Genomic DNA, 22,107 nt, shown 5'->3' with positions numbered 1-22,107 from the left:
CAGCATGGCGCGGCCATCCAGCCGACGTCCCGGCCATAACCGCAAGGCGCAGTACAGCCTGTTTGCCAGCTATGTTGTGGCGGTGACGGGTGCGGCCGTTGGCTTGCTGCTGGTCGCCGTGGCAATTTTCGATCCCACGGGATTCGCGGCGATCCGTATGGCCACGGCGGAAATCTCTCGCCCCGCGTCGCTCGGCCTGCGCAACATGGTAAGCGGGGTGAGTTCGCTGGACGACGTGCTGACCGCTTATTGGCGCGCCGGATCACAGAATATCGCCTTGCGCCATCAGGTGGATGCAGATCGCAACCGCATCATCGAGGCGAAGGCGATCGCACAGGAAAATCTGCGCCTCAAGAAGCTGCTGAAGCTGGTCGATGAAGATCAGAGCGATCTGCTCACGGCACGGCTGATATCCTCCTCTTCGTCCAGCGCTCGCCGTTTCGCCCGCCTGAACGCCGGCCGGTGGCAAGGCGTCCGTCCCGGCATGCCCGTGCGTGCATCCGAGGGCCTGGTGGGCCGCATCCACAGCGTGACGCCCAACACGGCTGACGTGCTGCTGCTGACCGACAGCAGCAACATCGTGCCGGTCCGTCGTGCTACGGACAGCGTGGCAGCAATCTCAACCGGGCTGGGAGATGGAACCGTCGAAATACGTTCGCTAGCGGCGGGCCGAAATCCGTTCAGCCCTGGCGACATCCTCGTCACGTCAGGTGTCGGCGGTATTTATCAACCCAATATTCCGGTTGCGGTTGTCGTGCGCATAGCGGGCGAGATCGCCTACGGTGTGCCGCTCGCCAATCCGGCGAAGGTAGATGCGGTGGTGGTCGAACGCTCTTTTGAAGAGGTCGTGACGCGCGGTAGCCCGACTATGCCTGAAGCTGCACCAGCAGAAGCGGCAGCGAACGCCAGCGCACCATGATCGACCCGCACCTCCAGCATGTTCCGAAACTGGGCCGCACTCCGTCCAATTTTCGGCTGACAGGGACGCCAGTCATCACGGTCATGCTCGGATCGTCCATCACGGTCCTGCCGGTTATCGCACAAGCGCCGGTCATGCCGCCCTTCGGCCTGCTGCTATTGCTGTCATGGCGGTTGCTGCGGCCAGAGTTGTGGCGCGTCTGGATCGGCGTTCCTCTCGGCCTGTTCGACGACATCATGAGTGGGCAGCCGATCGGATCGGCGATGTTCTTGTGGACCATGATGTTGATCGGCATCGACGCGGTTGAACATCGCATGGTGTGGCGCAGCTATCGGCAGGACTGGCTAATCGCGGCGGCAGCCATTATCTTCTGCATCGCCGGTGGCCTGTTCTTTGCTCGGATTACCGGCGGAGGAAACATCAAGCTGGAACTGGTCGCCCCACAAATGCTCTGGACGATCCTGCTCTTCCCCTTCGTGGTGCGGCAATGCGCCCGGATCGATCGCTGGCGCGTGATGGCATGAAGCTGCCCAAGCTCAAGCGTAAGACCGTTAACGAAGCATCCTTGTCCTTCACCTTCACCCGACGGGCGATGGTGGTAGGTGGGCTGCAGGCGGGAATAGGCGCCATGCTGATCGGCCGAATGGGCTGGATCAGCGTTGCGGAAAACGAGAAATATAATCTCCTCTCTGAAAGTAATCGGGTCAACCTGACGCTGATTCCGCCGCGTCGTGGCTGGATATTGGACCGGAACGGCCGTGCGCTGGCCAATAACCGGACAGACTTTCGCGTCGATCTGATCCCCGAACGCGTGACCGATCCGGAAGGCACGATCCGCAGCCTGACGCAGCTTCTCTCGCTGCCGCCCGACGAGGTGGAGCGCATCCAGACGGAACTGGAAAAGGCGCCCGGCTTCCGCCCCGTGCAGGTGGCCGAAAAGCTCACCTATGATCAGTTCGCGGCGGTCAGCGTTCGTCTGCCCGACCTGCCGGGTGTCGCGCCCAGCCAGGGCTTTTCGCGCTACTATCCCGCCGGTGCGACCGTGGGTCATCTGCTGGGCTATGTAGGTGCGGCATCGGCCAAGGATTTTGAGGAACGCAGGGATCCGCTGCTGATCACGCCCGGCTTCAAGGTGGGTAAGGACGGGCTCGAAAAATCGTTCGACAGGGAACTGACGGGGAAGCCCGGCGCGAAGCGCGTCGAAGTCACGGCGCGCGGCAAGATCGTGCGGGAATTGACCACCCGGCCCGACACGCCCGGTCAATCCATTAAATTGACGATCGATGCGGGGTTGCAGGAATATGCGGGACGGCGGCTGGCCACGCAAAGTGGGTCGGTCGTGGTCATCGACTGCCGGAATGGTGACGTGCTGGCCATGGCTTCCATGCCCAGTTTCGATCCCAACAGCTTTTCTGATGGCATCAGCCATCTGGAATGGGAAATGCTGTCGAAAGACGATCACATCCCTCTTCGCAACAAGACCTTGCAAGGCCTGTATCCGCCCGGATCGACAGTCAAGCCGATGGTCGCGCTCGCCCTTCTGGAGGCGGGAATCTCGCCTGCCGACCGTGTGAACTGCCCCGGAGCGATCAGAGTGGGCAACACATTGTTCCACTGCCACAAGAAGCGCGGGCATGGGGCGCTCGACATGCGGGGTGCGATCGCGCAGAGCTGCGACATATATTTCTACCAGATGGCCCAGCGGATCGGGATGGACCGCATTGCCAGCATGGCGCACCGGGTTGGCATGGGTCAGAAATTTTCCCTGCCCTTCCCCAGCCAAAGCTTCGGCACGGTGCCCGACCCGGCATGGAAGCTCAAGAAATACGGGCAGAAGTGGCAGGTCTATGACACCGTGAATGCCACGATCGGCCAGGGCTATATGCTCATCAATCCACTCCAGATGGCGGTCATGGCGGCACGTCTGGCTACCGGCCGTCAGTTGATGCCCAATTTCATCCATGGCGCTCATAGGCCGGAACCGGCCCCTGTCGGCGTGGCGGAGCAACATCTTGTCACTATCCGTGATGCCATGAGCGCCGTCGTCAATGGTGGCGGCACCGGCGGCGCGGCGCGGATGAGCATTCCCGGCGTCCTCATGGCCGGAAAGACCGGTACAGCACAGGTCCGGCGCATCACCATGTCAGAACGCGCGGGCGGGGTGCGCGGCAACGCCTCCCTACCCTTCAAGCTACGCGATCACGCCCTGTTCCAGGGCTTTGCGCCGTTCGACAATCCTCGTTATGCGATCGCCTGCATCATCGAACATGGCGGCCACACCAACCGAGTGGAGGATGCGCCGATGATCGCCAGCGACACCATGTCTTTCCTTTTTGATCAGGCAAAGGCGATAGAAAAGCTGGAGACGCTAGAAAAAGACTGGGGCGGTCCACCTGCCGAGCGGATGGCCCGACAGATGGCCGCGTTCCGCCTCGCCAAGGCGATCGAAAAGGGCGAGGCGCCGCCAGAGGCCGCCAATGCCGCCCAGGCAACGACGGCCGCCAACGCAGCCGCCCCGGCGTCGCCATCGCCCGTGGCGGAAGATGATGCGCCGCCGCCGCCCGGCCCCGGCACGGTGGCAGACTGATGGGCATTATCCCTCAGCCGCTGACGGAATTCCCTTGGCGCGTACTCGCGATCCTGATCGCCATCGCAGGGTTCGGCACACTCGTGCTCTACAGCGCGGCAGGTGGCAGCATCACGCCGTGGGCGATCAACCAAGGCGTGCGATTCATCATCTTTTCGGTGATGGCCTTCACCATCAGCCGGGTGCCGCTGGAGCTTTTCGCGCGCTTCGCCTTTCCGGCCTATGGGGCCATTCTGATCTCGCTGGTGCTTGTAGAACTGATCGGCGGCGTTGCGGGCGGCAGTCAGCGATGGATCAACCTTGGCTTCATGCAGTTGCAGCCATCGGAATTTATGAAGCCGATCATCGTTTTGGCCGTCGCGCGTTTTTATGCTTTGCTTCCGGTAGGTGAAATCCGACGCTGGACGGCGATATGGCCCGCACTCGTCCTCATCGGGGTGCCATGGGCGTTGGTTTTGGTACAACCAGACCTGGGGACAGCGACGATGATCGCGGCGGGCGGCGTGACGGTCATGTTCCTGGCCGGATTGCCGCTGCGCCTGTTCGTGGGATCAGGCCTGGTGATGGCTGCGATCATCCCGATCGCCTTTAGCTTCCTGCACGACTATCAGCAAAAGCGCGTGCTCATCTTCATGGACCCGGAAAGCGATCCGCTGGGCGCGGGCTACCATATCAGCCAGTCAAAGATCGCGATCGGGTCGGGCGGCATCTGGGGCAAGGGCTTCCTGAAGGGGACCCAGAGCCACCTGGATTATCTTCCCGAGGGGCATACCGACTTCGTCTTCGCCACCATGGCGGAGGAATGGGGTCTCGTCGGCGGGATATTCCTGATCGGCGCGTTCCTGCTGCTCTTCCGGTGGGGCATCGGCGTATCGCTGCGCGCGAACGACAAATATGCGCGGCTGGTCGCGGCGGGCCTGACCACGACGATCTTTTTCTATGTCGCGATCAACCTCATGATGGTGATGGGCCTCGCACCTGTCGTCGGTATTCCCCTGCCTTTCATGTCCTATGGCGGGTCGTCCATGTTGACCGTCATGCTGTGCATCGGGATCATCATGGCCATTGACCGGTCCAGCCGACGGGGCGGGAGACGGCCTGGAAATTGGGGCTGAAAGTAGCCGCGACGCAAAATTTTCCGCACTGCGGCGATTTACTGTTTGCAAAGCCGGAGGATAATGCTAACCGCCCGGCCACGCCAAGGCGAGGCTCCAAACGGGGCCATCCGAAAGCGAGTGTGGACGCATAGCTCAGTTGGTAGAGCAGCTGACTCTTAATCAGCGGGTCCTAGGTTCGAGCCCTAGTGCGTCCACCATTTTTTCCTGAAAAAAATGCAGCATTTCATCCCGCGATGGCGTTGCCGCGCCCTGTTCTAATGGACATGCGGTAAGAGCTTCCCGTCCCCGATGTTGCGACCGGTTTCGCTTCGCAGAAGCGGGCCGTCGGCTAGTCTGGCTGGCTGCGGTCCCACGATGTCACCTCAAAACATGACGAAGTGACGCGTTACGCGTAGAATTTACGCGAAGCGCGCAAGGCCCGCTCCTTAAACCGCAACCCTTTCCAATAACTCCGTCAACAGCGGCCGCAGCCGCCCGATTTCCTGCCGATGCGCAGCGCTGAGTGTGGTGAGTATCCCATGCGCCTGCTCAGTCAGTTCGAGCAGCGCCTGTCGGCGATCCTGCTCCGATAAACGGCGCCGCACGAGGCCCAGCGCCTCCAGTCGGTCGATAAGGCCAGTCGCGCTATGGGGTTTGAGGATCAGCCGTTCCGCGACATGTCCGACCGTCGCCCTGCCCCGTGGTGCGGCGCGGATCGCGAGGAGAGCTTGATGCTGCTGGGGCGTCAGACCGCACTGCGCCGCCTCCCTTTCGCTGAACGCCTGAAACTGCCGTAGGGAGAAGCGGAAATCGGCAAGGGCCGCATAGTCTTTGTCGGTCAACTCATCGGCCATGCAACATCATAGCGTGCTAAGGGGCATTGATAAATATCGTAACGCGATATAGTTGCTCCCCGCATGACATTATCGACCTCCTCTCCATCGCAAAGCCTTCTTGCCGATCATAGCGCCAACCTACGCATGATGATGCTGGCCGCCGCCGCACTGATCGTGGGGACGGGCGGTGCGCTGGGCGCATGGCTGCTGCTTCGGGCGATTGCGGTGGCCACCAATCTCTTCTGGTTTGGCCGTCTCTCTGCCGCGCCTGCAGCGATCACGGACAACGCGCTAGGGATCGGCGTCATCGCAGTTCCGGTCATAGGCAGCCTGATCGTGGGTGTGATGGCGCGTTACGGGTCGGAGAAGATTCGGGGGCACGGCATTCCAGAAGCGATCGAGGCTATCCTCTACGGCGAAAGCCGCTTGTCGCCCAAGGTCGCGGTGCTGAAGCCCCTCTCCTCCGCCATTTCCATCGGCAGCGGCGGCCCGTTCGGCGCCGAGGGGCCGATCATCATGACCGGCGGAGCGATCGGGTCTCTATTCGCTCAACTCTTTCATCTGAGCGCGGCGGAGCGCAAAACCCTTCTGGTCGCGGGCGCGGCGGCGGGTATGACAGCGATCTTCGGCACGCCAATGGCCGCTATCCTGCTCGCCGTCGAGGTTCTGCTGTTCGAGTGGAAGCCGCGCAGCTTCGTGCCAGTGGTTATTGCAGTGCTGATCTCACTGCTATGGCGGCCAGTGCTGATCGAAAGCGGGCCGCTCTTTCCCGTGCACCATGCGGTAATGCTAACCCCCGTGCTGATCGGAATCGCACTGAGCATGGGGGCGATCGCAGGGGTGCAGGCGACGTTGCTGTCTGCGCTGCTGTATCGGATCGAAGATATGTTCGGGCGTCTGCCCGTCCACTGGATGTGGTGGCCAGCGATAGGGGGGATTGCCGTCGGTATCGGCGGGCTGGTGGACGCGCACGTGCTGGGCGCGGGTTATGAGAGTATCAGGGGTCTACTGGACGGGTCGTTGGCCGTGCGGGTGGCGCTGGCGTTGCTGGTGGTCAAGGCGGCGGTGTGGCTGATCGCGCTAGGATCCGGAACGTCGGGCGGCGTGCTGGCGCCGCTCTTGATGTTGGGCGGAGCATTGGGCTTTTTGCTCGGCCAATATCTGCCGGGCGGAAGCGCGCTGTGGGCAATGGCCGGGATGGCCGGGACGATGAGCGGGGCGATGCGAGCGCCGCTGACCGCCGCTTTGTTCGCGGCGGAGCTAACTGGGGATTTCTCGATGCTGCCACTGACGATTGCGGCGTCGGTAGGGGCCTATGCGGTGAGTGTGCTGTTGATGCGGCGCTCCATTCTGACCGAAAAGATTGCACGGCGCGGGCGGCATGTTCTTCAGGAATATACGGTTGATCCGTTCGATTTCCTTCAAGCGGAGCAGGTGATGACGCGAGAACCGCAGACGCTGGAAGGAACGATGTCCATTGGCGCGGTCATCGCCTTCTTTGCGGGGCAGGCCGTCCATCGCAGTTATCCGGTGGTGACCAAGGAAGGGCGGCTCATCGGCCTTGTTTCCCGTTCCGATGCGCTGCGCTGGCAGGTGGACGGCGCGCCCGTGCAAGCGACCCTCGCGGAAGTCTTGTCCGATGCATCGCAGCCCTATGGCACGCCAAGTGATCCGATCAGCCGCATCGCGGACATGATGGTCGACGCAGGCATCGGCCGCATCCCGATCGTCGAGCCCGCATCGAGCCGGGTCGTCGGTATTGTCGCGCGGCAGGACCTGCTCAAGCTGCGTTCCGTCCATCACGGTGCGGAGGTGGCCCGGACGAGGGGGTGACCGAGCCGTTCGGTCGGCGGGGTTACACGATCAAGGCAATATCCGAGAAGATCGCTGATCCAACAACTAACCCAAGGAAGGAATTTGGGGCATGATCCGCGTCAGGAAGGTGCGATGCGCTCCATCGTGACGATCCGGGCAGGAGATCTTCAGAAACGATATTGCTAGATGGACCACCCTGTTGGGCGGAGCCATCTGAGCTACCTTTCTCCGCGCCTCAGTGCACAGATTCCCCGGATGATCAGGAAATGGCCAGAACGCCCTGATAGGCGGGATCTTCCAGAGCCTTGCCCGCTCCCATTGCCACGCACATCAGCGGCGTCTCGGCGACCTTCACTGGCAAGCCGGTTTCCTCCATCAGCGCCTCGTCGAGTCGCCGCAGCAGCGCCCCGCCGCCCGTCAGGGTGATGCCTTCCTCGATGATGTCGGCCGCCAGTTCCGGCGCGGTCTGCTCCAGCGCCGTCCTGACCGCCATCTTGATCTGGCCGACAGGTTCGGCAAGCGCGTCCGCGATTTCCGCCTCGCTGATCGTCATTTCGGCAGGGCGGCCATTCACCAGATCGCGGCCCTTGACCACTATCCGCCGTCCTTCGCCGTCGGGTAGCGTCGCCGCTCCGAGATCACACTTCACCCGTTCGGATGTTGCTTCGCCGATCAGCAGGTTGTGGTTGCGCCGGATATGCGATGCGATCGCGTCGTCCATCCGGTCACCGCCGACCCGCGCCGAATTGCTGTAGGCGATACCACGCAGTGACAAGACCGCGACTTCCGTTGTTCCGCCCCCGATGTCGACCACCATCGCGCCACGCGGTTCCGTGACCGGCAGCCCCGCCCCGATCGCCGCCGCCATCGGTTCCTCAATCAATTGGACACGGGCGGCCCCGGCATTGGCGGCGGCGTCGCGCAGCGCGCGTCGTTCCACCATGGTCGATCCAGACGGAACGCAGACCACAACCTCATGCCGCCGACCAAAGCGGCTGCCGTTCAGCGCCTTGTCGATGAAATGCTTGATCATTTGTTCGGCGACGTCGATGTCAGCGATGACGCCATCGCGTAAAGGCCTGATCGCCTGTATATTGGCGGGCGTCTTCCCCATCATCAGCTTGGCTTCATTGCCCACGACCTTTACGCGACGGAACCCCTGCCGGGTTTCGATGGCGATGACCGACGGCTCATTGAGGACGATCCCCCGGTCGCGGACGTGGATAACCGTGTTAACAGTGCCAAGGTCGATGGCCATGTCAAAGGCAGAGGACGAAAAAAATCGGGGCAATTTCATCGAACAGAGGCAATCTTTTTGCGGGAAAGGCTGGCCTCGCCCCTGCCGATGCCTCTAGGCGAGCAGAAGAGCGCTGCGACGACCCGTCCGGTAACCGGGTCCAACCGAAAGGCCCAGCCGTGGCACTAGCGCATTGGGAAATCTGCCCTCGCTCGGACAACGCTCATTCTTTAGAGAAGCCCGCCCTCCCCGCTGCGGCCCAACGATTGTCCTTCCTGTAGAAGCGCCACATGCCATAAGTCCGGAAGGCCAAATTCACCTGGCGATATCCCAGATTTTCAACAACGGCAGCGACGCCGATCATGAAAAGATCGCGTGCGCTAGGCGTGCGTCTGAGCTGCATTTCCTCAAGCGCCAGGGTTCCAAGACTGAGCGCGGTTCCGAACAGCACCGTCAGAGAGAAGAAGGCAAGCACGACCGTGCCCGATCCGATCCCCAAAAAGTAAAGGATAGGGATCAGAAGGTAGCCGAACAGTTCGCAAGGCGGTCCAAGCACATCCTCAATCACGATCAAAGGCATACCGATCAGGCCGATACGGCCGTAACGAGGGTTGAACAGCATGCGCCTATGCTCGACGATCGTCTCCAGCGCGCCCTGTTCCCACCGTGCGCGCTGGTTGCGCAGCCCTCGCCAGCTTTCAGGCGCGTCGGTCCAGCATACCACTTCAGGAACGAAGGCAATGCGATAAGGCCGCTTCTGCTCCCGCATCCGGCGGTGGATACGCGTGACGACTTCCAGATCCTCGCCGACGGTGTCGTGCCTGTAGCCGCCGATTTCTACCAGTGGCGCCCGCCGGAATATGCCGAAGGCTCCGGAAATCAGCATCAGCATATCCAGCCGCGCATTGGCGATGCGGGCCGTCAAAAAGGCCCGAAGATATTCCAGTATCTGATAGCGCGGCAACCAGCGCCGCGGCAGCCTGATCTGACGAACATGCCCGCCTTCGACAATTGATCCGTTCGCGATCCGAATTGCTCCGCCTACTGCCAACAACGAACCGTCATCCGTCATGAAAGGCTCGGCAGCGCGCAGCAAGCCATCGGGCTCTATGATGGAATCGGCATCAATGACGCAAACCAGCGGCGCGGCAGCAAAGCCCAATCCTGCGTTCACGGCATCAGCCTTCCGCCCATTTTCCTTATCGATCAGGATGAGGTTCGGATAGCGAGCGGAACCATAGATGCCCAAAATGCGCGTTTTCTGGAGCACCGCCAATTGTTCCCGTTCAATCGGGCGGAGATCAAATTCTTTAATCAGGACAGGCAGCGTTGCGTCGCTGGATCCGTCATTCACCAGTATCACTTCATGGTCAGGGTATTCCAGCGCCAGCAGCGCGCGCGCGCTGTCTGCGATCGACAGCTCTTCATTGAAGCAGGGCGCGATGACCGACACGGGAAGAGCAAGGTCCGCGTAGCGAGACCAAAGGTCATAAGATCGCTGAGCAGGTCTGACACGCGTCGCAAAAACTCGCGCAGCAAGCAGCAACTGGATGGTCGAAACGAGATTGCGGACGGTGACTACCAGAAAGCACAGGACGCCTATCGCGACCAGGGCGCTCAGCCCAACGCCTTCCACCATAGAGGATATAGAACCCACCCCCATCAAGCAGTCCCCAGCACCTGTTGAGCCTGCTGCGCCCGAAGGCGCACCCAGGGGGAAGGATCTTTACGCAGTTCCGCGATAGCGGGCAGGCTGCTGTTCAGCCTCATCAACTGACAGGTGCGGATAGCTCGGGCGCGGACGGGAGGAGCTGGGTCGTTCAAAAGCGGCAATATCCATTTGGCGCTGCCGGGGTGCCCCAATCGGGCGGCCGAATCCAATGCGGCCAGACGAACGGGCGCATGGGTGTCGGCGGCCGCAGCTTCCAATAGTGAAAGCGCAGAGAAATCCTCCGTCCACCCCAGGGCGTCGATCACTAGTGCCCGCACCGCTGGGGGCAAATCGACGGACTGAGCCAGGCTGAACAGTTCGGATGGATGGCGTGCAGCGATCAACCTGAACAACGTTCGATGCAGCGGCGTGATCTGCGCGCTTCGCAGGTCTAGATGGTCGATCAACTTGTTCGGCGGAGGCAAGGCATCCAACCGAGCAAGCAGCGACGCGGCCTCCAACCGGGTGTCGAGCTTCGGATCCTCCCGCAGCACAAGGTAGAGCATATCGATCGCCTGCCCTCCTCCTATACTGCCGAGTAGTCGCAACGCGTCGATCTGCCGCCTCGGCCGGGACCGCCTTGCCGCCAGCAGCGCCTGCTTGAGCAACCCTTGCTCCTCCACCAGGGCAACAAGCCGCTCTCGGTCTTCACCCCTGAGTAGTTGAACAATCCGGCTGATCGCCGCCAGCCTTTCAGCTGGGCGGGCGAGCTGGAAAGCGGGAGACGCGGCGATATTCTGGCCAGCTCCCATGATTTCCCTCGTCAGGGCGCGGGTCAGTTCCGCCTTGGCGACGCTCGCGCGCTCCTTCCGATCACGACGCATCACCAGAAAGAGCAACCAGGCCGCCATCGCCAGTGCCCCGTAGACGGATATGAATATGGCGATCCGGGCAACATGATCGGCGATGGGGAAGCCCGGCACGATCAGAACCTGACCTGAAGACCTAGAGTTCCACCTGTCCGCCTGTAGGTAGCGCGACGGCGGTCATAGTCGACCCCTGCCCGAAGTGAGACCTTGTCAGCGATCGGCATCGTCGCGCCCGCGAACAGGGAATGAACCTGCCGGGTTATCCCCGCTTCCGTATCGGGATAGGTGGCTGCTCCAGCATAGAGTGTTGCCCCGCCCGAGAAGGCGCGATCCAATCGGCCCGACACGCCCCACCGGTGGGTGCCATCTTCATCCCACAGGTTGATCATCCGGACGGTGGCGGCCAGTCCCAACTTTTGCGCTGCAAGCCGAACGCCGGGCTGAAAGACGGTGACCGACGCATCGCGATATTCCGCATGCCGCAGATCAGCCAGCACCGTAGCAAATGAGGCAATGTCCGCCTCTACTCCAGCTGTCACGCCCCATTTTTCCCGGAAGTTCGCGTTCGGCGTCACGGCTAAAGCGAGGAAGGTCCGAGACTTGTTGCCAAACCGACGGTCGATGCGGGTCTCCAGGCGGGTGTCAGCAAATGATCGCCGGTCTTCTCTTTCCACGGTCAAGGCTGCCGACGTCTTGGAGTCAATGGCGCCGAAAAGAGCGATATTCGTGTCATACCAGGTTTGGCTGGGCCGATTGGCAAAGGACACGCGGGAAACGCTCTGCGTGGCCGCCAAACCCCAGTTCATCGGCGCGGCACTGGCAGGATCGCGATCGTCCAATTGACGCCTGAGGGCAATAGCGTCCGCGTTTGCTGGAGAGCGCTGCTCCATGGCGACAAGCTCCCGCTCTGCCGCTGCCCGATCACCAGACCACAGGTAAGCGCGCGCCAGCGCTGCGCGGATGTCGAGGTCTTCTGGTGCCAGCAGTTCTGCCCGACGGAGCGTTGAGATTGCCTGTGGATAGCGTTTGTCAAAGGCATAAGCACTGCCAAGCATGCGCAAGATTTCCGCATCATTTGGATTGGCGGAATCCGCCTGCTCCAGCCTGCCAACTGCAGCAGCGAAGTCTTGCCGTGCCAAGGCTGCCCGTGCTTGTGCGATCAACTCCGCACGCTGCGAAACAATCGGGCCATCCGGCGTGACGGTTGCCGCTGCAATCGCCAGAACGAGCAGGCTCATTGAACGGGCCTCGCAGATTTCAGGATGGCGTTTACCCGCACAACAAGTTCATCCGGGATGAACGGTTTCGTCAAATAGTCACGAGCGCCAGCGGTCAGCGCCGCCAATATGTCAGCCTGCGCCTTCCGCGACGTCAGCATGACAACCGGCATCCCAGGCCTCTCTTCTGCGAGAGTCCTGAGCACATCGGGACCGGACATTACCGGCATCATGGCATCGAGTACGAGAAGATCATACTCGCCTCTCCGAGCTTCTCTAAGCGCAGATGCGCCATCCTGCTTGATCGTAACATCATGACCTGCCGCTTCGAGCTTGAACCGAACCAGTTCGCCCAGCAGATCGTCATCGTCTGCGACCAGGATATGCGCCACCTGACCTTTTCCTCCGTTTTTGCCGATCCCTTAAGTATCAGCCACATGCGACTAGTGCGAAAACTTTCTTTTCTTAACAACGGGTAAACCGCCATTCCGGTTCAATTCGCCGTAGCGGAAAAACGCTTTGGCAGACGTGCCATGCTTTGTGGAAAGCTGATTTGGGCGCTGGAGCGAGAAATTGAAACGGCGCGACAAGGTCTGCCCTGCCCCGAAGTGGACGACACATCCGACAAATTGGATGTCGGACACACCGTGATCTAACAGCGGGTCTCGAACTGTTCAGTTAATATGCTGCACGCCCCAAAATGACGCGGAATTCGCTCACCAAAATTTACAACTCGAGTAGAAAGCTCTTCTTTTTTACATCAAAAGTTCTATTTATGAGGGGCATATCGCATTGGGGCTATTGCAGATGATCGACCTGTCACCTCAACCTCAGGATGAGACTTCCGACGGGGCAGAACTTCAGTCGGGGCCGCGTCACGATACAGCCATTGGGAGCCGCCCCGCAGAACCTCATCATCGCGCGGGGCCGTTTACCTATGAAAGCGCCGAGGCGAGCGTACAGTTTTTATCGCGTTGGGCGGGACCGATCGCCCTGGCAGGGACTCTTGTTCTTCTCGGATGGTGGCTCGTCGCCTGATTCGCGAAAATGACGGCCTGATTCGAGCAAGCGCTTCGTAAAGGCGGTAAATTTTCGCTTGCACATTTCCGCCGTTGAATTTCGGGTCGTCGCAGATGTGGGGCGCCGTATCTCCCGATCCTAACGGATCATCGGAAAAGAGCATCCGAGCGTCCCAGCAATGATTGCCAGCCCGATACAATTATGTCCTGCTGCTCCGCAACATAATCACAAGGCAGCGGATGCCTGATGTACACATTCGTTCTTCGGGATGAAGCGTAGTTGACGTCAGGACACGAAAAGGGTTGCAGATGTCGAAAATCGATCTGGCGATCGAGGGATTTCCCGGTCGCCAGCCTACAACATCCGCCGTTCAGCGGAACGCAAGGCTTTGGCTGTGCCTATTACTCGTGGCAGCGGATATGGCCGCTCTCGCAACTGGCTTTGGTCTTGGCTTGCGGGCGGCTGGCGTGCCCTTACTCTTCTCGGGGCTATGGCAACCACTTGGCGGGGGCATGATCGTCTACGGGATCGTCGCCTTCCACAATCAGGCATTCAATCCCGTCTGCCTGACCCAATTAACGCCCAGCTTGCGCAATGCATCGCTTGCCCTGGCTGGGACGCTGCTGATCTTCCTGCTCACGGTTTTCTCGCTGAAGGCGACCGGTCAGCTTTCGCGGCTGGGCATTTCGGCGGGCATTCTTTGCAGTGCGACTCTGTTGGTTATGCAGCGCTTAATTATCGTTCGCACGGTGCGGAGACATTTCAGCGACAATTTATTCGCACAACTGATGATCATCGATGGCGGCATGATTCCTGAAGATGTCAGCGGCATGGTAATTGTCGACGCGGAAGGTGCGGGCATCAAGGCAGACCTAGACGATCCTTATATGCTGCACAGGTTAGGCACCTTGCTACGCGATTTCGACCGTGTGATCATATCCTGTCCTGCCGATCGCAAGACGGATTGGGCTCAAATGCTCAAGGGCGGCAATATCCTGGGCGAGATCATCGTGCCGGAACTGGATTCGATGGCGCCCTTGGCTGTGCAAACTTACCGCGGCGTTTCCACTCTCGTCGTGGCGCGTGGTCCTCTCAACCTCGCGAACCGCGCGCAAAAGCGGCTTTTGGATATTGCCATCACCGTACCGCTGCTGATCGCACTGACGCCCTTGCTGGTTGCGATCGCGATCGCGATCCGGCTCGATTCGCCCGGCCCCATCTTCTTCAAACAAGAACGTATCGGTCGCGGAAATAGACTGTTTCACATTCTCAAGTTCCGAAGCATGCGGGTTGAACAATGCGATGCCGCTGGCGCCTCGTCCACACGACGGGATGATGATCGCATCACTCGAGTAGGTGCGTTCATCCGCAAAACCAGCATTGATGAACTGCCTCAACTAATCAATGTTCTGCTAGGCGAGATGAGCCTGGTGGGGCCGCGTCCTCACGCTCTGGGCTCGACGGCGGAAGAACAGCTGTTCTGGCAAGTCGACCGCCAATATTGGCATAGGCACGCGCTGAAACCGGGCATCACGGGCCTTGCTCAAATCCGCGGATTCCGTGGCGCTACCGAGACGCGCAGGGACATTCTCAATCGCGTGGAGGCCGACCTGGAATATCTCCACGGCTGGAGCCTGATGCGCGACATCGCCATCCTGATCGGTACATTCAACGTCCTTATTCATCGCAACGCTTACTAAAGGGCAGGCGGTGTCGCCCTCTACGTAGGATTTTTGCACCACCTCATTGAATTTGCGACGGAATGAGTGACGCTGGGCGCGTACATGAACTATTTGTTAAGCGTAAAATAGGATATGTCTGCTATCTTGAACAGGGCGGACAAATTACGTGGCAGACGATCTTGCGCCGGTTGCCGTTGCGCAACATTCTTCCTTTGATAACAACAAGGATTGTGCGTCCAAACTGGCGTATTCATCCTTCGCGGATCGCGCCGATCGCGGCATCGAAATTCTGTCCCGTTGGGCAGGGATCGTCACCTTCGCAGCTGCAACCTGTTCGATCATCTGGTATTTGGTCTGATTGGGACCCGGCCTAATCTTGCTGCCAGATGAACGGCATCTTGTTTGATACCTTGCTGGCAGATTAACAGTCCTCGACCGCAACAAAGCGCCGACGATCGCTCGTTTTCACGATGAAACGAAGCGTGGCATAGTCGCGACAAGCTGCAGGTTAAGAGGTTCGTTTTGCCCGCAAAGGCGCCTAGCATGCCCTGATTGCTGCAATGCAATAAAGGGTTGCACATTTGGTTATCACTTACACTCCACATTTTTGGAGGCGCTTTAACGCGCCTGCATGTCATGATCTTTCTCCGGTCACTCGGGTGGTTGCCGCAGCCCTAAGCTGTGCTGCGCTCACGGCTCTGCCCTGCCCAGTCAGCGCTCAGACGGCGACAGTCGATGACGCTTCACGGCTCAAGACGATGGGCCTCCATGCGACGGCTGGCGTCGACCTTCTATATGACGACAATGTTTATCGTGTGGATGATCGGCTGGAGAATCCCACCGACGACATCATCGTAACGCCTTGGGCTGAACTGACTTATGGAAAGCCGATAGGACGACATGACCTGCTGCTGAGAGGCCGGGTCGGCTATGATCGGTTTATTTCAGAAGGGCAGCGCAGCAAATTGCGGCTCGATGCCGAAGCGAAGGCAATCATTCGTTTTGGCGCGACCTGTTCCATCACGCCCGTTGCATCTTACAGGCAGCAGCGCGCCGATTATGGCGACATCAATCAGCAAACGGAAAATCTGCAGCGGTTCACCACTTTTGGCGCAGACCTGAGTTGCGAGCGCCCGGGCCTGTTCCCGGTGGCATCCTACCGTCGCGACATGACACGCAACGATAACGCCTTCGATTATGCGGATCAGACGAGCGACACATTTGTAGCCGGGATCGGCTATAACATGCCGAGCCTCGGTACGCTGACCGCCTTTTACGAGCGCGTGAACAGCGACCGAAACAACCTTGGCATCGAAAATCGAACCAATAGCTATGGCCTGCGGTTCAAGCGTGCGGTGTCTCCAATCACGCAACTTGATGCCGAGGTGCGCTGGCTGGATGTGAGCAGCGATTCGGCAGCCGTTGGCAATTATGACGGCCTAGGCTGGGATGTGAGTATTTCAACCAGCATCGTTCCCCGGCTCAAACTGACAGCCACGACAGAACGCAGCATTGTTAACGACAGCCTGATAGCCAGTGGTTTTGCCATCCGGACCAGATATCGACTGGAAGGCGAGTTCAACATTTCAGAGCTCACCTCGGCCGGACTCTACGGCGAACTGGAGCGGCGCAGGTTCCGCCAGGACCCCGCTTTGCGGCCATTTTCCATAACCGCCGACCGCAACCAGAGGTTCGGAGCGATGCTGAAACGCAAGCTGTCGGATCGCGTCGACATCTCGCTCGATGCGCAACGCTACAAGCGGCGCACCGATACGGATGTGGCTGAATATAGCGGAACCCAGGTGACACTGGGCACGGCGATCCGATTTTGACCTCGAACATAAAGGAGCATGAACTGTGAAAGCAGAGGCTCTCCTGACCAGCCTTTCGATCTTCCTTGCAGTCGCCGCGGCAGCACCCGCTGGCGCGCAGACGGCCGAAATGGCGGTCACTACTGCGCCGCCGTCGGCCAAGCCCGAAGCCGATGCGGGTTATCAATTGGGGCCTGACGACGAAGTAAGGATTGCGATCTTCGGTCAACCAGACCTGTCATCCACTACTCGCATCAAGGCAGACGGCACCGTCACTCTCGCCTTGATCGGGCCGGTCCAGGCGCGAGGCAAGACGACGTCGCAACTGGCTCAGGCAATCGCGGCCAGTTACGCGAGCGGAGGCTTCCTCGCCAATCCTTCGGTCAACGTCGAGGTGAGCAATTATGTCAGCCGCTTTGTGACCGTTCTGGGCAATGTTCCTCAAGCGGGCAATTATCCGCTGGATCGCAACTATACGGTCGCGTCGATGCTTGCCAAGGCTGGCGGCTCGACGAAGGATGGCGCCAACGCCGTCATCCTGACGCCAGCCGATGGCAGCGGTGCCGTCCGCATCTCACTCGCCGACATGGCTGTCGGGGGCAGTCGCCAGCTAAAGCCTGGAGACATCCTGTTCGTCCCGCCAGCCGAGAAGGTTTATGTCTACGGCCAGGTGCAGCAACCTGGCGCCTTCTCGTTCGCGCCGGGCCAGAGCTTCCGCCAAGCGCTCGCGCTGGCGGGAGGGCCAACGCTCGCAGGTTCTACCAAGCGCATAAAAGTACGCCGGGGAGGCAAGGAAATACAGGCGAACCTGGATGATCCGGTTCAGCCTGAAGACGTCCTCATAATCCGGGAGAAGCTGTTTTGACGACAATCGATCATGGCTTCGCGCAGGATCGGTCCAGCGGCATGCGGGACTGGCTCCTGTCCTTTCGCCGCAGCACGGCACGTGCCGAGACTCCCAATGGTGGGCCTCGCGCAACAATGGCTGAGCCTCTGCTGCTCGACACGCCCGTGGCGCCCGGGTTCCGGCAACAGCAAGATGAGGTGACGGATGTACCACGCGCTCTTTCGATGGGGGCGATGGCCGCGCCCCTGAAGCCGATCAGCTTGCGGCGGGATTCCATCTACAGCGCTTTCAGCACGGCGATGCCGGTGACGGATCGTCATGGGCTGGCGGGGCGGAATAGCGAGCTGGAAAAGCTGGTCGAGGCCATTGTCGTTCAGCGGAAGCATGCGGTGATCTTTGGAACGCGCGGGTCGGGCAAGACTTCGTTGGCGCGGGTTTTTGGTGATCTGGCGGATGAGGCCGGATGCATCGCGCTTTATGGGTCGGCTAGCGGGGATGCGGACTTCGACGCGTTGTTCCGGCCGTTCCTGAGCGAATTGCCGATGAGTCCGGGGGGGCAGGAAAAAGCGCGGAAATTAATGAATGAAACCATTGATGGAACGCGGTTGGCGAACCTGTTGGTCGAGGACGTACGTCAGCGTACTATCTTGATCCTGGATGAGTATGACCGGGTCCGGTCCGACGAGGCAAAGGCGGATGTGGCGACGCTGCTCAAGTTGCTGACCGATATTCATTCGCCAGTTCAGGTGGTGCTGGTCGGCATCGCTGGCGATGTGGATGGGCTGATCGCGGCGCATCCGTCCTTGCGGCGGCATATCGCGCCTCAGCGGGTTGCGCCCATCCCAAAGCCGGAGTTGGAGCGGCTGTTGATGAGCTGCGCGGACAATGCGCGGTTGAGGCTTGATCCCGACGCACTTGATGCGCTGGCGGGGGCGGCGATGGGGTCGCCATACCATGCGCGGCTGTTCGGCATGCAGGCGGCGCTCGTCACCGAATCAGCCGGGCGCGAACGCATGACGCTGGCCGATGTGGAGCAGGGCCTCGCGTCGGCGCTGGAAGATTGGGCGGAGATGAGCGGGGCGACCCATGCGCTGTTCCGCCGCGTGCTTTGGGAAGCCAATGCGAGCCGCCGGATGATCGCGCTGGCAGGCGTGGCTGCTTCGCAGATGTCGGTCATCTCCTACGAGCGGCTCGTTCGGCTGGGCCATGAGGTGCTGGGCGGCGGATCGATCAATGAAGGTCAGGCGGCCGATGCGATGCGGCGGCTGGAACCCGCCCTTACGCCAATGCCCGGTGGCGAGCTGTTCATGTTCGAGGACACGCTGGCGCCGCAGTTCCTGTTGTTGATGGCGAAGCAGCCGGTGCCAGCGACGCCCCCCGCCCCCACCCCCGCCGAAGAAATGCGGGCCATGTTGCGAGGAGTTGACGGGCTATGACCATGAACCCGATCGATCTGCTGTCGGCCGTGCAGGCGCGATGGCGGACGGCAGCGCTGCTGGGTGGCGCGCTGTTCCTGATCATCGCCATATTGGCGTTTATCCAGCCGCGCCAATATGCGGCAACATCCTCACTGCTGCTGGACCTGTCGCAGACCGACCCCACGGACGCCAACAACCAGCCTGGCGTCCGGGTCGAGGTCGACAGCATCCTCGGCACGCAGACCGACGTCATCCGATCCGCCAAGGTGATCAATGCCGTGGCAAAGGAAGCCGGTTTCGTCGATGCCCTGCCAAAGGACATTCCCCTGGACGCGCGTGTGCAACAAGCCGCTGACCGGGTGCGAGCCAATCTGACCGTGACGACGGGACGGCAGAGCAATGTGCTGCAATTGCAGTATCTGGATGCCGATCCGGCGATAGCAGCCAAAGTCGCGAACCTTGCCGCCCAGATTTACATGCGTGAGCAGGTCGAACTGCGCGCCTCCCCCGCGCGTGGTTCCGCCAAATGGTTCGACGAGCAGACGCAGGAAGTGCGCCGCCGCTATGAACTGGCGCAGAAGCGTTTGTCCGATTTCCAGCGGGCGCATGACATTATCGGCATCAACCGCATGGACCTTGAGGCCGAAAAGCTGAAGAACATGTCCTATCAGCTGACGCAGGCGCAGGCCGAGGCGGCGGCGGCACGGTCAAAGGCTGGCGCGGGGTCCGTTTCGGACATCGAAGGATCGCTGATCGTCCAGAATTTGCAGGAGCAGGTGGCGACACAGTCCGGGCGGGTTTCGGAGCTGTCGAAGACATTAGGTCCGAACCACCCGAGCATGGTCGCGGCCAATGCGCAATTGTCGGAACTGCAATCCAAGCTGGCGGCGGCGCGGTCGAGCCAGGCGGGTGCGGTGAATGCAAACAGCGTCGCTGCAAACCGCCGTGAAGGCGACCTCAAATCCAACATGGCGGGCCAGGAAGATCGCATGATCCGGATGTCGGAGGTGCAGGACCAACTGATGGTCCTGCAACGGGATGTGGATGCCGCGCGACAGACCTACGATACGGTTCGGCAGCGCTTCAACGAGGCCACGCTGAAAAGCCAAATCTCGCAGCCCAATGCAAGCCTGCTGGATAAAGCTTCCGTTCCGCTGATGCCCGCCAAGCCCAATCTGATGCTGTGGCTGATCGCCGGGGTCGCCCTGGGCCTGATCGGCGGGGTGGCGGCAGTCGTGATCGCCGAGATTCTGAAGCCCCGCGTTCGATCCGCCGCTGGCGTCGCGAAGGCGACGGAAGTGGAAGTCATTACCGAAATGCTGCCGGTCCCGACCCGGGGCGGCTGGTTTCTCAAAAGGCAGGAGGCCGCATGAGACTGCGTTCCACGGCAGGCGCCCCACCCCAGTTGATGCCCGGCGGCGGGACCGCCGCGTTACGCCCGAGAGGACGGGACAAGCAGAGCCTCGCGAAGCTGGCGGTCGATCACGGGTTCCTGGCGGAATCCGACGTCACCCGCGTTGACATGCATGCGCGCGAACATGGCCTTGCCTTCCATGAGGCAGCTGTTGAGATGGGCGCGCTGGATGCCGAGGCGGCAAATCTGCTGGCGGCGCTGGCAGGCGGCTTTTCGCTGTTGCCGGCGGGTGACGAGCGGATCGACCCGGCGGTGGTCGCAGCCTTCGACCCCGCAAGTCCCTATGCAGCCAAGGTCAGGACGATCCGGGCGAAGATGCGGTCAGCCGCGAAGGCGGGCGATCCATCCGCACTGCGGCTGGCGGTGCTGTCCGTCGATGCCGGGGATGAGGCCGCGGTCATGGCCGCGAACCTTGCCGTCGTACTGGCGCAGATGGACGGGCAGACGATGTTGATTGACGTCGATATGGGCAACCCGTCCCTCGACCGGCTGTTCCGGGTAGCGAACAAGGCTGGTCTCGCCGAACAGTTGATGGGTAGCGCAGCGTTGCTGCCCGCAGCCAAGACGGCGATCGACGGATTGTGGTTGATGACCGCAGGGCGCGTTTCCGGCAGTGCGTCGAGCCTGATCACGCGCGGCCCGCTGGCCGACACGGCCAACGGATGGGGCCTTAAGGAAACATCGATGCTGTTCTACCTTGCCGAGCGCAAGGGCGAGCAGACCCCGGTTGGCAGCATATTGGCGGGTTTCGACGCCGTGGTCATCGTGGCGCGGCGGGGCGATACCGCGATCGCCGATTTGCGCCGCATCATCGACGATCTGGACCGGCAGGGCGTGCCGATCGCCGGGACGGTCATTGCATGAGCGCAGAGCGAGCCATCCCCCAGCCTTTTCCGTCCGTCGAGCCGCAAGACAAGAGCGTGCTGGTCGGCGGCGTGCCGGTTTCGACCCTCTCGCTTGACGCCCTGATTACGAAGATGGTGCGGGAGGCGCCGCTGCGCCGAATGCAGAAGGAAGCGCCGTTGCTGGTGTTCGACTGCAACGGACAGGGGCTGTCCATGAATGCCCTCGATCCGAACTTTCGCGCCGATCTGGCTCAGGCGGACCTGATCCATGCCGATGGGCAAATCATCGTCATGGCGTCACGCTGGTTTAGCAAGACGCCGATTGCCGACCGGTCGAGCACGACCGACATGTTCATCGACAGCCTGCCGCAGGCGGCTGCGGGCGATGTCCGCTATTATCTGCTGGGCGGCGAGGAGAAGGTGAACGCCGAATGCGCGCGGCGGATCACCGATGCGACGCCCGGCCTGAAGCTGGCCGGGCGGCGCAATGGCTTCTGGAGCGCGGAAGAGGAAGATGCACTGATCGAGGAGATCAACGCGGCGGCGCCGGATGTGCTGTGGGTCGGTACAGGAAAGCCGCGAGAGCAGGCCTTTTGCGTCCGCAACCGGCACCGGATCAAGGCGGGATGGATCGTCACCTGTGGCGGCCTGTTCAACTATGTGACGGGCGATTATCCGCGCGCGCCGATGTGGATGCAGAATGCGGGGCTGGAGTGGCTGCACCGGATGGTCACGCGGCCGCGGCAGTTGGCCTGGCGCTATATCACGACCAATCCCCATGCGCTTTGGCTGATCTGGAAGCATCGCCATGGCTGATGGGACGGCGGTTGCGCAGGCCCACC

Annotated in this window: 19 protein-coding genes and 1 tRNA gene; 14 read left to right on the top strand and 6 right to left on the bottom strand. The window is 61.0% G+C overall.

The window, feature by feature from the left end:
- Window positions 1–4: 4 nt before the first annotated feature.
- The 5 genes from mreC to IZV00_RS04575 all read left to right on the top strand — a co-directional run bounded on the left by mreC (window position 5) and on the right by IZV00_RS04575 (window position 4,821).
- On the top strand, window positions 5–919 hold the full coding sequence (gene mreC, locus IZV00_RS04595) for a rod shape-determining protein MreC (protein ID WP_196225983.1): 915 nt from the start codon (window positions 5–7) through the stop codon (window positions 917–919).
- Window positions 916–1,443, top strand: coding sequence for a rod shape-determining protein MreD (mreD, locus tag IZV00_RS04590; RefSeq protein WP_196225982.1), 528 nt, complete (start codon window positions 916–918; stop codon window positions 1,441–1,443). Before mreC ends, mreD begins: the two co-directional genes overlap by 4 nt.
- The gene (gene mrdA / locus IZV00_RS04585) at window positions 1,440–3,506 is read left to right on the top strand and encodes a penicillin-binding protein 2 (RefSeq protein ID WP_196226505.1); all 2,067 of its coding nucleotides are present in this window, start codon (window positions 1,440–1,442) and stop codon (window positions 3,504–3,506) included. Before mreD ends, mrdA begins: the two co-directional genes overlap by 4 nt.
- A complete protein-coding gene (gene rodA / locus IZV00_RS04580; protein ID WP_196225981.1) occupies window positions 3,506–4,621 on the top strand; it encodes a rod shape-determining protein RodA in 1,116 nt (371 codons plus the stop codon). The genes mrdA and rodA overlap by 1 nt, the downstream gene beginning before the upstream one ends.
- Before the next feature lie 124 nt (window positions 4,622–4,745).
- Window positions 4,746–4,821 (top strand) — tRNA-Lys (locus IZV00_RS04575).
- 228 nt (window positions 4,822–5,049) lie between these two features.
- On the opposite strand, the gene IZV00_RS04570 is transcribed toward IZV00_RS04575, so the two are convergent.
- Complete coding sequence (locus IZV00_RS04570) at window positions 5,050–5,457, bottom strand: MarR family winged helix-turn-helix transcriptional regulator (RefSeq protein ID WP_196225980.1); 408 nt, start codon at window positions 5,455–5,457, stop codon at window positions 5,050–5,052.
- A gap of 63 nt (window positions 5,458–5,520) precedes the next feature.
- Between IZV00_RS04570 and IZV00_RS04565 the strand changes: the two genes are divergently transcribed.
- Window positions 5,521–7,272 carry a chloride channel protein gene (locus tag IZV00_RS04565; RefSeq protein WP_230463300.1) on the top strand — a complete coding sequence of 584 codons (1,752 nt, stop codon included), beginning with the start codon at window positions 5,521–5,523 and terminating at the stop codon, window positions 7,270–7,272.
- A 241-nt stretch (window positions 7,273–7,513) separates the two neighbouring features.
- Here IZV00_RS04565 and IZV00_RS04560 read toward each other — a convergent pair whose 3' ends face one another.
- From IZV00_RS04560 to IZV00_RS04540, 5 genes are all read right to left on the bottom strand, one after another.
- Window positions 7,514–8,551: a rod shape-determining protein gene (locus tag IZV00_RS04560; protein ID WP_196225979.1), complete on the bottom strand. Its 1,038-nt coding sequence runs from the start codon at window positions 8,549–8,551 to the stop codon at window positions 7,514–7,516.
- Window positions 8,552–8,714: 163 nt separating this feature from the next.
- Window positions 8,715–10,154 carry a glycosyltransferase family 2 protein gene (locus IZV00_RS04555; RefSeq protein WP_196225978.1) on the bottom strand — a complete coding sequence of 480 codons (1,440 nt, stop codon included), beginning with the start codon at window positions 10,152–10,154 and terminating at the stop codon, window positions 8,715–8,717.
- Window positions 10,154–11,125 carry a HEAT repeat domain-containing protein gene (locus tag IZV00_RS04550; RefSeq protein WP_196225977.1) on the bottom strand — a complete coding sequence of 324 codons (972 nt, stop codon included), beginning with the start codon at window positions 11,123–11,125 and terminating at the stop codon, window positions 10,154–10,156. Before IZV00_RS04550 ends, IZV00_RS04555 begins: the two co-directional genes overlap by 1 nt.
- Window positions 11,126–11,127: 2 nt before the next feature.
- On the bottom strand, window positions 11,128–12,249 hold the full coding sequence (locus IZV00_RS04545; protein ID WP_196225976.1) for a YaiO family outer membrane beta-barrel protein: 1,122 nt from the start codon (window positions 12,247–12,249) through the stop codon (window positions 11,128–11,130).
- On the bottom strand, window positions 12,246–12,620 hold the full coding sequence (locus IZV00_RS04540; RefSeq protein ID WP_196225975.1) for a response regulator transcription factor: 375 nt from the start codon (window positions 12,618–12,620) through the stop codon (window positions 12,246–12,248). Before IZV00_RS04540 ends, IZV00_RS04545 begins: the two co-directional genes overlap by 4 nt.
- A gap of 936 nt (window positions 12,621–13,556) precedes the next feature.
- Here IZV00_RS04540 and IZV00_RS04535 point away from each other — a divergent pair.
- The 8 genes from IZV00_RS04535 to IZV00_RS04500 all read left to right on the top strand — a co-directional run bounded on the left by IZV00_RS04535 (window position 13,557) and on the right by IZV00_RS04500 (window position 22,081).
- Window positions 13,557–14,948 (top strand): sugar transferase, encoded by a 1,392-nt coding sequence (locus IZV00_RS04535; RefSeq protein ID WP_196225974.1) that lies wholly within the window; start codon window positions 13,557–13,559, stop codon window positions 14,946–14,948.
- Between the two features lie 148 nt (window positions 14,949–15,096).
- Entirely contained in the window at window positions 15,097–15,288 is a 192-nt protein-coding gene (locus IZV00_RS04530) for a hypothetical protein (RefSeq protein ID WP_196225973.1), read from the top strand.
- A gap of 400 nt (window positions 15,289–15,688) precedes the next feature.
- A complete protein-coding gene (locus IZV00_RS04525; RefSeq protein WP_196225972.1) occupies window positions 15,689–16,762 on the top strand; it encodes an outer membrane beta-barrel protein in 1,074 nt (357 codons plus the stop codon).
- A gap of 25 nt (window positions 16,763–16,787) precedes the next feature.
- Window positions 16,788–17,606 (top strand): polysaccharide biosynthesis/export family protein, encoded by an 819-nt coding sequence (locus tag IZV00_RS04520; RefSeq protein WP_196225971.1) that lies wholly within the window; start codon window positions 16,788–16,790, stop codon window positions 17,604–17,606.
- Complete coding sequence (locus tag IZV00_RS04515; RefSeq protein ID WP_196225970.1) at window positions 17,603–19,024, top strand: ATP-binding protein; 1,422 nt, start codon at window positions 17,603–17,605, stop codon at window positions 19,022–19,024. The genes IZV00_RS04520 and IZV00_RS04515 overlap by 4 nt, the downstream gene beginning before the upstream one ends.
- Window positions 19,021–20,379, top strand: coding sequence for a GNVR domain-containing protein (locus IZV00_RS04510; protein WP_196225969.1), 1,359 nt, complete (start codon window positions 19,021–19,023; stop codon window positions 20,377–20,379). The genes IZV00_RS04515 and IZV00_RS04510 overlap by 4 nt, the downstream gene beginning before the upstream one ends.
- Complete coding sequence (locus IZV00_RS04505) at window positions 20,376–21,284, top strand: capsular biosynthesis protein (RefSeq protein WP_196225968.1); 909 nt, start codon at window positions 20,376–20,378, stop codon at window positions 21,282–21,284. Before IZV00_RS04510 ends, IZV00_RS04505 begins: the two co-directional genes overlap by 4 nt.
- On the top strand, window positions 21,281–22,081 hold the full coding sequence (locus IZV00_RS04500; protein WP_196225967.1) for a WecB/TagA/CpsF family glycosyltransferase: 801 nt from the start codon (window positions 21,281–21,283) through the stop codon (window positions 22,079–22,081). The genes IZV00_RS04505 and IZV00_RS04500 overlap by 4 nt, the downstream gene beginning before the upstream one ends.
- The last annotated feature ends 26 nt before the right edge of the window (window positions 22,082–22,107 follow it).

Origin of the sequence: Sphingobium sp. Cam5-1, assembly GCF_015693305.1 — a bacterium.
In the GTDB taxonomy this organism is placed as follows: Bacteria; Pseudomonadota; Alphaproteobacteria; order Sphingomonadales; family Sphingomonadaceae; genus Sphingobium.
Note: the sequence above shows the minus strand (reverse complement) of the source record. Positions and strands in the feature narration are given on the sequence as shown.

Excerpts from the sequence above, each read along its gene's own strand:
- mreC (WP_196225983.1), top strand. The coding sequence starts at position 5 with ATGGCGCGGCCATCCAGCCGACGTCCCGGCCATAACCGCAAGGCGCAG.
- mreD (WP_196225982.1), top strand. The coding sequence starts at position 916 with ATGATCGACCCGCACCTCCAGCATGTTCCGAAACTGGGCCGCACTCCG.
- mrdA (WP_196226505.1), top strand. The coding sequence starts at position 1,440 with ATGAAGCTGCCCAAGCTCAAGCGTAAGACCGTTAACGAAGCATCCTTG.
- rodA (WP_196225981.1), top strand. The coding sequence starts at position 3,506 with ATGGGCATTATCCCTCAGCCGCTGACGGAATTCCCTTGGCGCGTACTC.
- IZV00_RS04570 (WP_196225980.1), bottom strand. The coding sequence starts at position 5,457 with ATGGCCGATGAGTTGACCGACAAAGACTATGCGGCCCTTGCCGATTTC.
- IZV00_RS04565 (WP_230463300.1), top strand. The coding sequence starts at position 5,521 with ATGACATTATCGACCTCCTCTCCATCGCAAAGCCTTCTTGCCGATCAT.
- IZV00_RS04560 (WP_196225979.1), bottom strand. The coding sequence starts at position 8,551 with ATGAAATTGCCCCGATTTTTTTCGTCCTCTGCCTTTGACATGGCCATC.
- IZV00_RS04555 (WP_196225978.1), bottom strand. The coding sequence starts at position 10,154 with ATGGGGGTGGGTTCTATATCCTCTATGGTGGAAGGCGTTGGGCTGAGC.
- IZV00_RS04545 (WP_196225976.1), bottom strand. The coding sequence starts at position 12,249 with ATGAGCCTGCTCGTTCTGGCGATTGCAGCGGCAACCGTCACGCCGGAT.
- IZV00_RS04535 (WP_196225974.1), top strand. The coding sequence starts at position 13,557 with ATGTCGAAAATCGATCTGGCGATCGAGGGATTTCCCGGTCGCCAGCCT.
- IZV00_RS04525 (WP_196225972.1), top strand. The coding sequence starts at position 15,689 with ATGGGCCTCCATGCGACGGCTGGCGTCGACCTTCTATATGACGACAAT.
- IZV00_RS04510 (WP_196225969.1), top strand. The coding sequence starts at position 19,021 with ATGACCATGAACCCGATCGATCTGCTGTCGGCCGTGCAGGCGCGATGG.
- IZV00_RS04505 (WP_196225968.1), top strand. The coding sequence starts at position 20,376 with ATGAGACTGCGTTCCACGGCAGGCGCCCCACCCCAGTTGATGCCCGGC.
- IZV00_RS04500 (WP_196225967.1), top strand. The coding sequence starts at position 21,281 with ATGAGCGCAGAGCGAGCCATCCCCCAGCCTTTTCCGTCCGTCGAGCCG.